This window comes from Planosporangium thailandense (genome assembly GCF_011947195.1).
Lineage (GTDB): Bacteria > Actinomycetota > Actinomycetes > Mycobacteriales > Micromonosporaceae > Planosporangium > Planosporangium thailandense.
This window is the reverse complement of record NZ_JAATVY010000002.1, coordinates 198,595-212,921: the sequence shown is the minus strand read 5'-3', so window position 1 is coordinate 212,921 and position 14,327 is coordinate 198,595. Positions and strand designations below refer to the sequence as shown.

12 protein-coding genes and 1 pseudogene are annotated in these 14,327 nt (G+C 69.8%); 6 read left to right on the top strand and 7 right to left on the bottom strand.

Annotated features, from left to right (window positions below):
- The first annotated feature begins 78 nt into the window (after window positions 1-78).
- The 6 genes from HC031_RS03760 to HC031_RS03735 all read left to right on the top strand — a co-directional run bounded on the left by HC031_RS03760 (window position 79) and on the right by HC031_RS03735 (window position 6,067).
- On the top strand, window positions 79-1,617 hold the full coding sequence (locus tag HC031_RS03760; RefSeq protein WP_338090470.1) for a protein kinase family protein: 1,539 nt from the start codon (window positions 79-81) through the stop codon (window positions 1,615-1,617).
- Window positions 1,618-1,652: 35 nt separating this feature from the next.
- Window positions 1,653-2,309, top strand: a complete 657-nt coding sequence (gene sigM, locus HC031_RS03755; protein ID WP_338090469.1) for an RNA polymerase sigma factor SigM — start codon at window positions 1,653-1,655, stop codon at window positions 2,307-2,309.
- Window positions 2,306-3,208, top strand: coding sequence for a hypothetical protein (locus tag HC031_RS03750; protein ID WP_167923726.1), 903 nt, complete (start codon window positions 2,306-2,308; stop codon window positions 3,206-3,208). The genes sigM and HC031_RS03750 overlap by 4 nt, the downstream gene beginning before the upstream one ends.
- 96 nt (window positions 3,209-3,304) lie before the next feature.
- Window positions 3,305-4,237 carry a thioredoxin-disulfide reductase gene (gene trxB / locus HC031_RS03745; protein ID WP_167923725.1) on the top strand — a complete coding sequence of 311 codons (933 nt, stop codon included), beginning with the start codon at window positions 3,305-3,307 and terminating at the stop codon, window positions 4,235-4,237.
- Window positions 4,238-4,265: 28 nt separating this feature from the next.
- The gene (gene trxA, locus HC031_RS03740) at window positions 4,266-4,589 is read left to right on the top strand and encodes a thioredoxin (RefSeq protein ID WP_167923724.1); all 324 of its coding nucleotides are present in this window, start codon (window positions 4,266-4,268) and stop codon (window positions 4,587-4,589) included.
- Between the two features lie 314 nt (window positions 4,590-4,903).
- The gene (locus HC031_RS03735; protein ID WP_167923723.1) at window positions 4,904-6,067 is read left to right on the top strand and encodes an N-acetylmuramoyl-L-alanine amidase; all 1,164 of its coding nucleotides are present in this window, start codon (window positions 4,904-4,906) and stop codon (window positions 6,065-6,067) included.
- A 145-nt stretch (window positions 6,068-6,212) separates the two neighbouring features.
- Here HC031_RS03735 and HC031_RS03730 read toward each other — a convergent pair whose 3' ends face one another.
- The 7 genes and pseudogenes from HC031_RS03730 to yidC all read right to left on the bottom strand — a co-directional run bounded on the left by HC031_RS03730 (window position 6,213) and on the right by yidC (window position 14,324).
- Complete coding sequence (locus HC031_RS03730; RefSeq protein ID WP_167923722.1) at window positions 6,213-6,875, bottom strand: GNAT family N-acetyltransferase; 663 nt, start codon at window positions 6,873-6,875, stop codon at window positions 6,213-6,215.
- Between the two features lie 898 nt (window positions 6,876-7,773).
- Window positions 7,774-8,119, bottom strand: a pseudogene (locus HC031_RS32410) (hypothetical protein); the annotation flags it as partial.
- Window positions 8,120-8,676: 557 nt separating this feature from the next.
- Window positions 8,677-9,720, bottom strand: a complete 1,044-nt coding sequence (locus HC031_RS03720) for a ParB/RepB/Spo0J family partition protein (RefSeq protein ID WP_167923721.1) — start codon at window positions 9,718-9,720, stop codon at window positions 8,677-8,679.
- Window positions 9,717-11,009, bottom strand: a complete 1,293-nt coding sequence (locus HC031_RS03715) for a ParA family protein (RefSeq protein WP_338090468.1) — start codon at window positions 11,007-11,009, stop codon at window positions 9,717-9,719. Before HC031_RS03715 ends, HC031_RS03720 begins: the two co-directional genes overlap by 4 nt.
- Window positions 11,010-11,692: 683 nt before the next feature.
- Window positions 11,693-12,403: a 16S rRNA (guanine(527)-N(7))-methyltransferase RsmG gene (rsmG, locus tag HC031_RS03710; protein ID WP_338090486.1), complete on the bottom strand. Its 711-nt coding sequence runs from the start codon at window positions 12,401-12,403 to the stop codon at window positions 11,693-11,695.
- Between the two features lie 212 nt (window positions 12,404-12,615).
- The gene (locus tag HC031_RS03705) at window positions 12,616-13,206 is read right to left on the bottom strand and encodes a R3H domain-containing nucleic acid-binding protein (protein WP_167923719.1); all 591 of its coding nucleotides are present in this window, start codon (window positions 13,204-13,206) and stop codon (window positions 12,616-12,618) included.
- Between the two features lie 155 nt (window positions 13,207-13,361).
- Window positions 13,362-14,324 carry a membrane protein insertase YidC gene (gene yidC / locus HC031_RS03700; protein WP_167924031.1) on the bottom strand — a complete coding sequence of 321 codons (963 nt, stop codon included), beginning with the start codon at window positions 14,322-14,324 and terminating at the stop codon, window positions 13,362-13,364.
- Window positions 14,325-14,327 lie beyond the last annotated feature (3 nt).

Here is a 14,327-nt window from a genome sequence, read left to right as displayed (position 1 = left end):
CGGTCGTCGCCAGCGCCTAGGCTTATGTGCGAACCGCCGACGCGCGGCGCGTCGCGGGCCCGACCAGAGGGAGGACGGGTGACCCAGAACGGCGAAGGTCAGGAGGCGTCCGGGGCGGCGCCCCAGGTGCTGACCTTCGGCGCCCCTGCCGTGGGCGAGGTGCTCGCCGAGCGCTACCAACTCGAGGAGCACATCAACAACGACTCGCTCGGCCGCCAGATGTGGCGCGGAGTGGACGTGATCCTGCGTCGCCCGGTCGCCGTTGTGCTGCGCTACCCCGGTGGCGAGTCCGCGAGCGAGATGCTGTCGGCCGCGGTCGCCGCCAGTCGCATCGTGCATCCCCATCTGGTCGGCGTCTACGACGCGATCGACGAGGACGACCGGGCCTACGTCGTACGGGAGTGGGTGGACGGATCCGCCCTCCGCGACCTGGTCACCGACGGCCCCCTCGACCCCGATCGCGCCGCCACCATCGCGTGCGCGGTCGCCGACGCGATCGCCGCCATCCACGCCACCGGGATGGCCCACGGCAACATCCACCCCGGCACCGTTCTCATCGCCGGCGACGGCCGGGTGGTGCTCACGGACGCCCGGGCCGACGAGGCGACCACGCCGGAAGCTGATCTACGGGCCATCGGCGCCCTGCTCTACTGCGCCCTGACCGGCCACTGGCCGCACGCCGAGGCCGGGCCCACGTCCGTTCCCGACGGCGTCCGCGACAGCGGCGGAAATCTGGCCGCGCCCCGACAGGTGCGCGGCGGAGTGCCGTCCTACCTCGACGAACTGACGACCAATCTGCTCAATCCGGCGCAGCCCGTGCCCTCGGCCGAGGCGCTCGTCGGTGAGCTCAGCCGCTTCGAGCCGGCCGGTGGTCACCCGCTCTTCGCCAACGACGAGTCGGGGTTCCACGGGTTCGAGTCCGCGGCGACGGCGATCGTCCCGCCCCGCTCCAGCAGCCGCAAGATGGTGGTCGGGGTCGCCGGGCTGGTCGTGATCGCCATCGCCGGCGTGTTCGGCACCACGCAGGTGCTGTCAAAGCACGGGCAGCAGGGCTCGCCCAACGGGTCGCAGAGCTCCGCGAGCCCGTCCAAGGCGCACAAGGGCCCGATCACCGATCTGAAGCTCAGCCCGGACCAGGTGCACATCCTCGACGACAGCAACGCCCGGCAGCACAACGAGCGGGACACCGGCATCGGGAAGATCGTCGACGGCGACGCCGCGACCACCTGGCACACCGACCAGTACAACAGTTCCGACTTCGGCAAGCTCAGGTCCGGTATCGGCGTCCTCGTCGACCTCGGCGCCGAGAAGCACGTCGTCTCCGTGAAGGTGCAGTCGTCGACGCCCGGCGCCACCCTGGAACTGCACGCGGGCTCGACGACCCCGACCATCGCCAACACCTACACGCTCGTGACCACCGACAACGGCACTTTCAAGATCGGCGACGCCGACCTCCCGCTGGTCGGCGAGGTCAACCAGGACGCGCGGAGCACGGTCGTGCTGCCGGGGCCTCCCGACAAGGCGGTCCGGTACCTCGCGGTCTGGATCACCAAGCTGCCGGAGGTCTCCGGGTATTACCAGGAAGGCATCCAAGAGGTCACGGTCTCCGTGCAGTGACCTCGGAAGGCGTGACTGCCCGGTAGGGTTCAGCCGTGGTCGGTGCTGAGACCGGGGCGCGCGATCCGCGTGACGACGCGGCGCTGATGCGCGCGCACTCCGCCGGCGACCGCCAGGCCTTCGCCGAGCTGGTCCGCCGTCACCGTGACCGCCTGTGGGCCGTCGCCCTGCGCACCACCGGCGACCGGGAGGAGGCCGCGGACGCGCTGCAGGACGCGCTGCTGTCGGCCTACCGCACGGCGGACCGGTTCCGCGGCGACTCCGCGGTGACCACGTGGCTGCACCGCATCGTGGTCAACGCCTGTCTCGACCGGCTACGGCGACGCCAGGCCCGTCCGACCGTACCGCTGCCCGAGGTCGACCGGACCGTGGCGCCGTCGACCGACCGGGAGACCGCGCTGGTCGTACACGCTGCCCTCGACCAGCTTCCGCCCGATCAGCGCGCCGCTCTGGTCCTGGTCGACCTCCAGGGCTATCCGGTGGCCGACGCGGCCCGCGTCCTCGGTGTCGCGGAGGGCACCATCAAGAGCCGGTGCGCCCGCGGCCGCGCCCGCCTGGCCGTCCTGCTCGGCCACCTGCGTGAGCCGGATTCCGCGGCGTCGCGGAACCCGATCGCCGACGGCGACGTCCCATCACGGAGCGGTAACGCATCCGCCGCCGGCACTCACTGGGGGAAGGAGGGTGGCAAGTGACGGGCGACGTCGACCTCGACCGGCTCGCCGACTACGTCGGCGGTGCGCTGGACGGTACGCCGGACGAGGCCGCGGTCGCCCGACTCGTCGCCACCGACCCCACCTGGTCCAGCGCGCACGCCGCCCTCGTGGCCGCCGACGCCCGTGTCCGCGCCGACCTGCGCCTGCTGGCCGCCGAGGCCGAGCCGATGCCGGACGACGTGCTGGCGCGGGTGTCCGCCGCCCTGGAGGCCGAGGCTGGGCCGGGGATACCGGCACCGGCCGGTGGCCACCCCGGTCTGTCGGTCCTGCCCGGTGGCCGGGCCACCCGGGTACCCGACGGGCGACGGCGTCGGGCCGTGATCGGCGTGGCAGCCGCCGCCGTCGTGGGGCTCGGCGCGATCAGCGTCGCGGCCCAACTGCACACCAGTGGCGGCCGGGGCGGTGCGGCGGTCAGCTCGGCCGGTCGAGCCCCGGCGCAACCGCAGTCGGGCGCCACGGATCTCTACGCCTCGCCCGACATACGCACCTCAGGCACCGACTACAGCCCGGGGGAGCTGTCGGCGCTCCCCACCGCCCCGTTCTCGGCCCAGGCCCGCCAGCCTCAGCAGCAGGCCGGTCCGGACGTGATGAAGGACGCGTCGTCATCTCCCACGTCCGCCGCGACGGGCGCCCCGGACGAACTCCGGCCGCTCACCGAGCCGGCCGCGCGCGCCGCCTGCCTCGGGGCGATCATGGCCCGGTACGGTGGAACGCCCACCATGCTGGACTACGCCCGCTTCCAGGGCCGACCGGCCCTGATCGTGCTGCTGGACGGCGCGGGCGGGGTGACCGGCCGGAAACGGGCGGTTGCGGTCGGCCCGCACTGCGGGGCCGGAGGCGCGGTCACGGACGAGCGGTACAGCACTCAGGTGGGGTGACGCGAGACACCCGCCGCGGCGGGAATCTCCAGTTCGTACGATGACGTTCTGGCCAGCGCAGGCCGGTGCGGCCTTCTATATCGTTAGGGAGTCCAGGTGGACGACGTCCGCAACCTGATCATCGTCGGCTCGGGGCCGGCGGGTTACACCGCTGCGGTCTACTCCGCGCGTGCCAACCTCCGGCCACTGGTGATCGAAGGCGCGACCTCGGGTGGCGCTTTGATGACCACGACGGAGGTGGAGAACTTCCCGGGCTTCCCGGACGGCGTTCTCGGGCCCGAGCTCATGGACAACATGCGCAAGCAGGCCGAACGCTTCGGCGCGGAGTTCATCACCGATGACGCCACCTCGGTCGACCTTGCCGGGGACGTCAAGATCGTGCGGATCGGCGACAGCGAGTACCGTGCCAAGGCCGTCATCCTGACCACCGGGTCCGCCTGGCGACCGCTCGGCGTCCCGGGGGAGAAGGAGCTTCTCGGCCACGGTGTCTCCTCGTGCGCGACGTGTGACGGGTTCTTTTTCCGGGGCCAGCACATCGTCGTCGTCGGGGGCGGCGACTCGGCCATGGAAGAGGCGAACTTCCTCACCCGGTTCGCGGAGACCGTCACGATCATCCACCGGCGCGACCAGTTCCGCGCGAGCAAGATCATGGTCGAGCGCGCCGTGTCCAACCCGAAGATCCGGGTGCTCTGGGACACCGTGGTGACCCGCGTCCTCGACGGCGGCGGCAAGGTCGGCGGGGTGGCGGTTCGCAACGTCAAGACCGGCGAGGAGAGCACGCTGGATGTGACCGGGGTGTTCGTCGCGATCGGCCACGACCCGCGCAGCGAGCTTTTCCGCGGAAAGGTCGACCTCGACGACTCCGGCTACGTCAAGGTCGCGGCACCGGGCACGCAGACCAACGTGCCCGGCGTGTTCGCCGCCGGCGACGTCGTCGACCACACGTACCGTCAAGCCATCACCGCAGCCGGCACCGGCTGCGCGGCGGCGCTGGACGCCGAGCGGTACATCGCTTCACTGGAATCCTGAGCATCCACAGTTAGAGGAGAGAACCGAAATGGGAGCCACCAAGTCGGTCACCGACGCCACCTTCGCCAGCGACGTCCTGCAATCGGACAAGCCGGTGCTCGTCGACTTCTGGGCCGAGTGGTGCGGGCCCTGCCGCAAGGTGGCGCCCGTGCTCGAAGAGATCGCGTCGGAGCTTGCCGACAAGCTCGAGGTGGTCAAGCTCGACATCGACGCCAACCCGTCGACCACGTCGACCTACCAGGTCATGTCGGTGCCGACGCTGACGATCTTCAAGGGTGGCCAGCCCGTACAGTCGATCGTCGGCGCCCACCCGAAGAGCGCCCTCCTGCGCATGATCGAGGCCGCGATCTGAGCCATACTCTGACCGTGTCCTGATGTCGTGATTCAGCGTCCCGTGCCCAGAAGGGCACGGGACGCTTGTTTGTCAAGCTTTGCGTGTTCCTTGCGGTTTTGTTCCGACCCGCGATCCGCGATAAGTTGCCCGATGCGTGTACCGCCGCCGGTCAGCCATATACACGGCGGTGTTGCCGGCGTCGCGGTCCAAAAGGCGCGGGCGGGTCGGGGACGGTACGCTCCGGTGGATTCGCCCGTAACGGCGGCGCCCGCACAGTACCGGCACGACAAGCCTTCCCCGGCGCGCTCCGGGGAGGCGGAGGGAGGTCGTCGATGCGTCCGATCCGGCGCGGTGACCAGGGTCCAGCAGTGGCCGAGATCAAGACGATCCTCAACACGCTGGGGCTACTTGGCGACCCCGACGGCGACGCTGAGTACGACACGACGACCGAGACGGCCGTCCGGGCCTTCCAGCAGAGCCGTGGGCTGTCCGTCGACGGCAAGGTGGGCGATGAGACCTGGCGGGCGCTCGACGCGGCCAGGTGGCGGCTGGGCCAGCGCGCGCTCTACCACTCGGTGACCGATCCGCTCGTGGGCGACGACGTCCGGCAGTTGCAGGAGCGACTGCTGGAGATGGGCTACGACCTCGGCCGCGCCGATGGCATCTACAGCGGGTACACGGCCCGGGCGGTGGCCCAGTTCCAGCGGGAGGTCGGACTGGTTCCCGACGGCTCGTGCGGGCCCGCCACGGTGAACGCGCTGCGCCGCCTCGGCCGCAAGGTGGTCGGCGGGCGCCCGCTGATGCTGCGGGAGACGGCCGCGTTCCACGCCTCCGGCCCCGCCCTGGTAGGTAAGAAGATCGTCGTCGACCCCGGCCACGGCGGCCCCGGCGACACGGGCGTCGTCGTGCCGGACGGCCCACTGCGCTGGACAGAGGCGGATATCGCGTTCGACATCGCGCTGCGGCTGGAGGGCCGGCTGGCAGCAGCCGGAATGCGGGTACACCTCACTCGCGGCCCGAATCCTGGCGAAACCATGACAAACGCGGCAAGAGCGGCATTGGCCAACGATCTCGGCGCCGACCTGCTCATCTCGATCCACCTCGACGGCCACCAGAACCCCGCGGCCGATGGGGTCGCCACCTACCACTACGGCACCACCAGCGGCGTGACGTCGACGGTCGGCGAGCGGCTCGCCGGCCTGGTCCAGCGGGAGATCGTGGCGCGCACCGGCATGCGTAACTGCCAGACCCACTCCAAGACGTGGGACCTGCTGCGGCTGACGCGCATGCCCGCCGTACGCGTGGACGCCGGGTACCTCACCTCGCCGGCCGACCGCAGCCGTCTGGTCGACCCGCTGTTCCGCGACCGCATGGTGGAGGCCATCATGGCCGCGGTCCAGCGGATGTACTACCCGGTGGAGGCCGACGTGCCCACCGGTTCGATCGACGTCAGCAAGCTGCGTGCCGCGGCGGCGCGGGCGGCGGCCGCTCACTAGCGGGCACCGGCGGACCGGGACGGCACTACCCGCTTCTACGGACCCCAACTCACTCCGTCGACCCGGCACGCGCCTTTGACGGCACCGCCCGGGGCCCTGCGGCTGCGGCACCGGGCCGCGGACGTCGCCGTCCAGGCAACGCGACCTAGACCGTCGAATGGGTCGCCGGGCGGACGGGCCGCAGTAGTGCCTCGGGGCTCATGGAGCCGAGCAGCTTCTCCAGCGCGTACTCGACGTCCGACTTCCACGACAACGCCGTCCGTAGCTCGAGGCGTAGCCGGGGGTAGCGCGGATGGGGACGTACCGTCTTGAACCCCACCGAAAGGAAGTAGTCGGCTGGAGCCAGGCAGCCCGCCGACTCATCGTCCGCCGGGTCGTCCCCGTACTTGGCATCCCCGAACGCCTCGATGGCCTTGACCCCGCGCTTCGTCAGATCCCTGGCGACGCCCTGGACGAGCATCCGGCCCAGGCCCCCTCCCGTGAACGCCCCGACGACCCGTGCCGTGGTCAGCAGGACCGCGTCGGGGGAGACCGGTGAGGTCGGGAACGCCATGGAGCGTGGCACGTACGCCGGTGGCGCGAACATGACGAAGCCGGCGGGTGTCCCGTCGACGTAGACGAGCTTCCCGCAGGAGCCCCACTCCAGCAGCGTCTGCGAAACCCAGGCCTCTTTCTCCAGCTCCGGATCGCCGGCGGCGCAGGCCCGCTCCGCCGCGACCGGGCCGAGCTCCCAGTAGACGCACCTGCGGCAGGCGCGCGGCAGGTCCTCCAGCGTATCGAGCGTCAGATTGACGAGGCGACGCGCCATAGCCCGTTCCCCGCAGAGTCGTTCCCTGGTTCAGCCACCCTCCGCCTCCTTGCCCCCAGACGGATCGTACGCGGCATTTGGGGTTCGGGGGAGGCTAACGATTCTCGCGCGCCGGGGCCCCGCCCGCGCCATCGTGGGTGGGTCAGTCCGTCACCGACTCATGCGAGGGGCGCCGCCGGCCGATTGCGTTGCTGTGTCGAGCCGTCCCGCTGGCCGGGCACCGGTCGGACCGGGTCGTCGAGCTTGGCGCCGTCCTGTGCGGGGGTACCGGTCGGGCCGGGGGTCGCGCTCCGCAGGGGAGACTCCGTGATCGGGGTAAAGCCGCTCGGTCCCGGAGCGACCCTGACCTCGCGTACGGTCGCGAACTCCTCCGGCAGCGCCCCGCCCGTGGCGCGGTCGCCTTCCGGGCCTCCCGCGCTTGACGAGGCGACCGCCGGCGCGCTCGTGACCGACGTGCCGGCCCGCGCGCTCGTGACCGACGTGCCGGCCGGCGCGCTCGTGACCGTGGTGCCGGCCGGCGCGCTCGTCGGTGACGTGCGGCCGACGTCGACCCGATCGGTCGCCCCACCCGTTTGAGGGGAGCCACCGCTTGCCGCCGGGTCACCCGTCGGTACCGCGCCGGCGCCGGCCCTCACCGCTGCGGCCCTCACTGCTGCGGCCTGAACGGTACCGGCGGGCTCGTGCACGGGTGGGGCGGCAGATTCGTCGACGCGGGATCGGGCTGGCTCACCACCGCGGGATCCCGCCGGTTCGTCGGCACGTGATCCGGCGAGCGTCTCACCCGCATCCGAGGCGCGGTCGGCACCGTCTCCCGCGCCGACCGGGAGCCTGTCCCGCTCGTCGTCCGCCGACGTGAAGGAAGGTGGGAGCGACGCGAGCGTCGCCGGCGACTTCCAGTCGAGGTGCGGAGGTTCGGCCAACGGCCGCCCATCGAAATCGCCCAGCCACGCGGCGATGAGAGCGAGGTTTTCCCGCCACTGGTACTCCGGAATCGGCGGCAGAATCTCGTCCCACAGGGAGAGGAACTCACCCCGCAACTGCAATCGCCCGTACGGCCGGGCCAGGAACCACAGGTGCAGATGGGCAGAGCCGTCGCCCCAGCGGTTGACGTGCACGCGCGCGACTCCGTCGAGCGATCGGATTGCGCGCTCGAGACGTACGGTCATCACCCCCAGCTCGGCGGCGAGCATGTTCGGGAGGTCACCGAGATCGAAGTGCGACCGCGTCTCGAGGATAAGGACCACCGGAAGGCCGGTGGGCCGGTCAAGACTGCGCACCCGCCACCGGTCGCTGACCCAGATGTACCCCTCGTCGGGGGCGCTGCAGGAGGTGCACTCAGACGGGTCTTCACCGTCCCTGGGTGGTTCCAGGGGAGCCGGGTCCTCAAGCCGCTTGACACGCAGATCGCCTTCGAACGGGAACGTCGGCCAGGCGACAAAATCGGGAAGGGGGAGCGGATCCTCGGGCACGAGCCGACCCTAGCAATCACCGATACCGCTGTCTTCCCCCTGCGGGATTGCCTTCTTGGCCGTCGCTTTGCAGCATGGGCATGGATCGGCAGACGTATCCGTCCTGCATCGGGTCTGACATCTCTCCTCAGGCACCGCTGGTCGGGTGTGGGTGCCCACCGGCCCCCGCGGGGCTCCGTCATCCACAGGGCGACGGGCCGTTTCACCCGTGGTTTCACGTGAAACGAGGCGCTGCTGTGGACAGCGCTTGTGGAAAACGGCGGGTACATCCGAGGCACAAAAACAGGGGCGGCCGGATGGAACCGGCCGCCCCTGCTTTTGCAGAAGTCCCGCTACTGACCCGAGTCCGGCGCCTCGATGCCGATGATGCCGACGATGCGCTCGAGATCGTCGACGGTGGCGAACTCGATCGTGATCTTCCCCTTGCGGCGGCCGATGTCGACCTTCACGCTCGTGTCGAAGCGGTTGGAGAGCCTGTCCGCGAGATCGGACAGCGCCGGCGCGTGCGGCTTGGCGCGCCGCTTCGGCGTCGCCTTCCGGGCGCCGTCCTCCGCGCCCTTCAGCGCGACCAGCTCCTCGGTCGCACGAACCGAGAGCCCTTCCGCCACGATCCGGTGCGCCAGGCTCTCCTGCTCCGCCTCGTCGTCCAAGCTGAGCAGAGCCCGCGCATGCCCGGCAGAGAGAACTCCGGCGGCCACACGGCGCTGGACGTTGGCCGGGAGATTCAGCAGCCGGATGGTGTTCGAGATCTGCGGACGACTCCGACCGATCCGCTTCGCGAGCTCGTCGTGGGTCGCCCCGAACTCCTCCAGAAGCTGCTGGTAGGCCGCCGCCTCTTCCAGCGGGTTCAGGTTGGCCCGGTGGATGTTCTCCAGCAGCGCGTCCCGCAGCATGTCGTCGTCACGGGTATCCCGGATGATCGCCGGAATTACCTCCCGGCCGATCGCCTGAGCCGCCCGCCACCGCCGCTCGCCCATGACGAGCTCGTAGCGCCCGGAGTCGAGTTCCCGGACGACGATGGGCTGCAGGAACCCGACCTGCTCGATGGAGGTCTTGAGCTCCTCGAGCGCCTCCTCATCGAAGACCTGACGGGGCTGCTTCGGGTTCGGGGTGATCGATTCGAGCGGAAGTTCCGCGAAGCGAGCACCGGGGACGGGTGCCAGATCGTTCTGCGGGTCGGGCTGGGCCGCCGACGGTTCCGGGGTCATCGCCCCCGGAACCGGAGCGGCTTCGTCCACTTCAGGGCTGGAAACGACGGCGGGATAGGTCGGAGCGGTCGCGACGGCCGTCGCCGTCGTACCCGGCGCCTCAACCGGCGCGGTCGGGATCAGGGCCCCCAGGCCGCGCCCCAAGCCACCACGGCGGTTGCTCTTCATTCCTCGTCTCCCGTTTGCTCCGCACCGCGCACGGCAATCTCGCGAGCGGCTTCGAAGTAGCTGACGGCGCCGCGCGACCCCGGGTCGTACGTCATGACGGACTGGCTGTAGCTCGGCGCTTCGGACACCCGGACGTTGCGGGGGATGACGGTGTCGAGCACCTTCGGACCGAAGTGCTTCCGCACGTCCTGCTCGACCAGATCAGCCAGACGCGTACGGCGGTCGTACATGGTCAGGACCACCGTGGTGATGTCCAGGTTGGGGTTGAGGTGGGCCCGCACGAGGTCGATATTGGCCGTGAGTGCCTGCACACCCTCCAGCGCGTAGTACTCGCACTGGATCGGGATGAGCACCTCCTCACACGCCACGAGCGCGTTGACGGTGAGCAGGCCGAGTGACGGGGGGCAGTCGATGAAGATGTAGTCGTACTGGGACGGGGAGGCCTCGATCGCGCGGCGCAGCCGGGACTCACGCGCGACCACCGAGACCAACTCGATCTCGGCACCCGCGAGGTCGATCGTCGCCGGAATTGCCCACAGATTCGGGATGCCCTCCACCGGCTGAGTCACGTCATCCAGCGGGGCGCCGTCGATCAGGCAGTCGTAGATGTCCGGCACACCGGCGTGGTGCGGAACGTTCAGGCCCGTGGAGGCGTTGCCCTGCGGGTCCAGGTCGATCACCAGCACCCGGTTGCCGTGGAGCGCCAGCGCGACCGCAATGTTCACGGCGGTGGTGGTCTTGCCCACGCCGCCCTTCTGGTTGGACACGCTGATGATTCGGCGGCGCGGCGGGCGCGGCATCGTCACTTCGCCACTGGGGTTCAGGATCTGGACTGCCCGTCGCGCTTCCATTGCCAGCGGCGGGTCTTCAGTTTCACGTGAAACGTAAGCATCGGTCATGGTGACCTCGGTGTCGGCGGGTACTACGGAGTCGGGAAGCGGTGGCGGCGGCGCGTGTCGAGTTGGAGCCGCAGGTGCGCCATCCGTGAGGGGTAGGCCCTCATCGACCGCGACCGCACCACGCTCGTACACCGTACCGGTCCCGTCGACGTTTGCGGACGGGTAGATATCCAATTCGCCGAACGAAGACGGTGATTCTGGCGACCCAAAGCCCGGATCAGCGGACGATGGGTACAGCGGCGCCCAGCCAACATAGTCAGCGATCGAGGGCCAGTCACCGTTGCGCGATTGAGAAGCAGCATCGCCAAGCAGCGGCACCGTTTCACGTGAAACCGGACCCGCTTCAGCCTGTCTCAGCCCCAGTTCGTCGCAGCTGGCATTGTCACGCACAGAACCGACCCCCCGTCCCTTCAGATGACCCCACATTGAGGGCGGCCACAGGTGCTCTAGGAGGGACCGCGGCGGAAGTGGTCAAAATCCGCGTCCCACCCCGCACTCTGCGAGCCGCTGATACCATGCGCGGTCAGCCTACGGGGCGTAGAGGTATCAAAGCTACGAAAGGCGCGAATCTCCCACCAGGGGTGGACGAACGACGATACATTCGAACCGAGTCTATCCCATGAAAAATCGACTCAAAGCGGTACCATGCCGCGCTGCTCTGCCGGAGTTGAAGCCACGCGACCATGCGCTCCGGGGTGGGAGACCAGTTGAAGCTGGTGCGAACGGGGACGGTGGCTCACGAACCACCAATGGTCGAGCCCGAAAGATGCGCGTCGAGAACCGCCAGGCGTCACGGGCGATCGAGCCCGGAGTCGAGGCCACGCACGGCGTCACGGGCTAAGAGACCGGGGCGTCGGGCGTCACGAACTAAGGGACCGCGGCGTCAGGCGTCACGGGCTCGCGACACCGAGCGCAGCGCACCCGCCGACGACCGGTCGATGAGGCGACACCGTCAGGCCGACCGACGCCCCGGTCGAGAACCCCTTCCCGCCGGGTGTGCGAGCAGAGACGCGGGCGCCATCCCAACCTGCTGTGTCCCCGGCCAGGAGCGCCGCACGGGGCCCTGCGCGCCTCTACGCGCCTCTACGCGGTCGCGACCCCGACCGCGACCGCCCAGACCGCGACCGGCCCGGCCGCTCGGGCCGCTCCCGCTTGGATGCCGGCGTGAGGTCCCGGTCCCGTACCACCTCGACGACGGTCGTCGGATCGGGCAGGAGTCCCTGTCCGCACGAGCGGATGACCGGTTCACTTCCGCCGAGCCGGGCGACCGCATCCCGGTGCGCGGCGACCTCGTCCGCGGCCGTCGCGCCCTTGAGCGCGAGCAGGCGTCCGCCCACCTTCGCGAGGGGCAGGCACCAGGCGGACAGCCGGTCCAGGGCCGCCACGGCCCGCGCGGTCACGACGTCGACCGGGGCGAGCTTGCCGACCGCATCCTCGGCCCGTACACGCACCACTTCGACGTTGTCCAGCCCAAGGTCCGCCACCACCTCGGACAGGAAGGCCGTACGCCGCGCCAGGGGCTCCAGAAGGGCCACAGACAGGTCCGGGCGGGCAATGGCAAGGACGACACCGGGCAAACCAGCACCGGAGCCCACGTCGGCCGTGGAAGCCTCAGAAGCGATCAATTCCGCCACAGCCGCGCAGTTGACGAGATGCCGGTCCCAGATCCGCTCGGTCTCTCTCGGCCCGATGAGGCCACGCACCACTCCATCGGTCGCCAGGCGCCGGGCGTACTCCGTCGCAAGGGGGAGCCGTGCCCCGAAGAGGGTGCGTGCGGCCGGCACGAGGTCGGCCGGAGGATCGAACGACGAGCCGGTCACAGAAGGCCTCCAGATCCAATCAGCCGGGGAGGAAGGAGCGGGGAGCCGCGACCGCTCCGGACGCCGACGCGGCGCACGGTTACGGCACCGGTACAAGACGACGGCGCCGCGCGTGAGGATGCGCGGCGCCGTCGATCGGTTGCATCAGGTACGGCGTCGGGTCGTGCCGAAGGCGATCAGCTCTCGGCGGGGTGAACCACGATCCGTCGGGACGGCTCGACACCCTCCGACTCGCTCACGACGCCGGGCAGGGCATTGATCACGTCGTGTACGCACTTGCGCTCGAACGCGCTCATCGGCTCGAGCTTGATCGCCTCGCCGTACTCCTTGACCTTCTCCGCCGCGTTCTTGGCGACGGCGGCAAGCTCCTTACGGCGGTTGGCACGGTAGCCACCGACGTCGAGGAGGAGCCGGCTCGGCTTGCCCGTCTGCCGGAACACCGCGAGCCGCGTCAGCTCCTGAAGCGCCTCGAGCGTGGCCCCCCGCTGGCCGACGAGTGACTGGAGGCGGCCACCCACGACCTCCACGACGGGTCGTCCCGCCTGGATCAGCTCGTCGATGTCGCCGTCGTAGTCAAGGATGTCGAGCAGACCTTCCACGTAGTCCGCGGCGATCTCGCTCTCCTGGAAGAGGTCCTTGTTGTCCGCGGTCTGGCGCTCTTCGGTGTCCGTACCGGCGTCTTCAGCCGTAGCTGCCGCACTCTCGACAGCGTCAGCCTCGGTGGATACGCCCGACTCGGGCACGGGAGAGGTACTCGTATCGGTCACAGGTCATCTCCGGATGATCAGGGCGCGCAGGGCGCCGCCACATGACGTCTGTAGGGGAGCGGATTCCGCGAGTGGGGAGCGCGCGCCGCCGGTCGTGCCGAACGCGGCACCGCAGTGCCCCGCCCGCTCGACCTGCGCCGATCGCATCAACCCAACTACCGCTTCGCCGCCCCGCCCTTCTTCGGGTTTACCGGCTTCGCGCCGACCTTGGGCGCCAGCGCGCGGGCGTCGACCGTCTTGGCCGAGTCGGCGTCGTTCTTGTCGCCGCCCTTGGCCGGGGCCTTCGCCTTCTGCTTGGCCGCCCCCTGCTTGGCTGCCGCGCCGTTCTGGTTCGGCGGCGGGAACTTGCGCAGCACCCACATCTGCTGCCCGAGGGAGAAGAGGTTGGTGGTGACCCAGTAGATGACCACACCGATCGGGAAGATCGTGCCCGAGATGAGCAGGGAGAACGGGACGCCGTAGAGCATCAACCGCTGCACCATGCGCTGCTGCGGGTCCTCGGCCCAGCCGGTCTTGAGGATCATCTGTCGGCTGGTGAGGAACGTCGTACCCATCATGGCGGCGATCAGAATCGCAGCGACGATCTTGACCGTGGTGCCGTTGGCGCCGAGCAGAGCCAGCTCGTGCGGCGTGGACCGGAGGCTCGCCGCGATCGGCGCACCGAACAGCTTGGCGTGCGAGGCGCTCTCGAACTGGCCGGCGGTCCAGCCGTACAGCGTCCTGAGGTGCTCGGGCATCGTCGGCTTGAGGTGGCGTAGCACGTGGAACAGGCCGATGAACACCGGTACCTGCAGGAACATCGGCAGGCAGCCCATGAGCGGGTTGGCCTTCTCCTCGCGGTAGAGCTTCATCAGCTCCTGCTGCAAGGTCTCCCGGTCGCCCTTGTGCTTCTCCTGAAGTGCCTTGATCTTGGGCTGCAGCGCCTGCATCGCCCGCTGCGACTTGATCTGCTTGACGAAGACCGGGAAGAGGATGGCCCGAACCGTCAGGACCAGGCAGATGATGCCGAGCACCCAAGTCCAGTTCGTCCCCAGCCAGCTGCCGTTACCCAGCACCTTGTGCCAGGCGGCATGCCAGAAGAGCAGGATCCGAGAGATGATCTCGTAGATCACTGCCATCAG

Excerpts from the sequence above, each read along its gene's own strand:
- trxA (WP_167923724.1), top strand. The coding sequence starts at position 4,266 with ATGGGAGCCACCAAGTCGGTCACCGACGCCACCTTCGCCAGCGACGTC.
- HC031_RS03720 (WP_167923721.1), bottom strand. The coding sequence starts at position 9,720 with ATGAAGAGCAACCGCCGTGGTGGCTTGGGGCGCGGCCTGGGGGCCCTG.
- HC031_RS03735 (WP_167923723.1), top strand. The coding sequence starts at position 4,904 with ATGCGTCCGATCCGGCGCGGTGACCAGGGTCCAGCAGTGGCCGAGATC.
- HC031_RS03730 (WP_167923722.1), bottom strand. The coding sequence starts at position 6,875 with ATGGCGCGTCGCCTCGTCAATCTGACGCTCGATACGCTGGAGGACCTG.
- yidC (WP_167924031.1), bottom strand. The coding sequence starts at position 14,324 with ATGGCAGTGATCTACGAGATCATCTCTCGGATCCTGCTCTTCTGGCAT.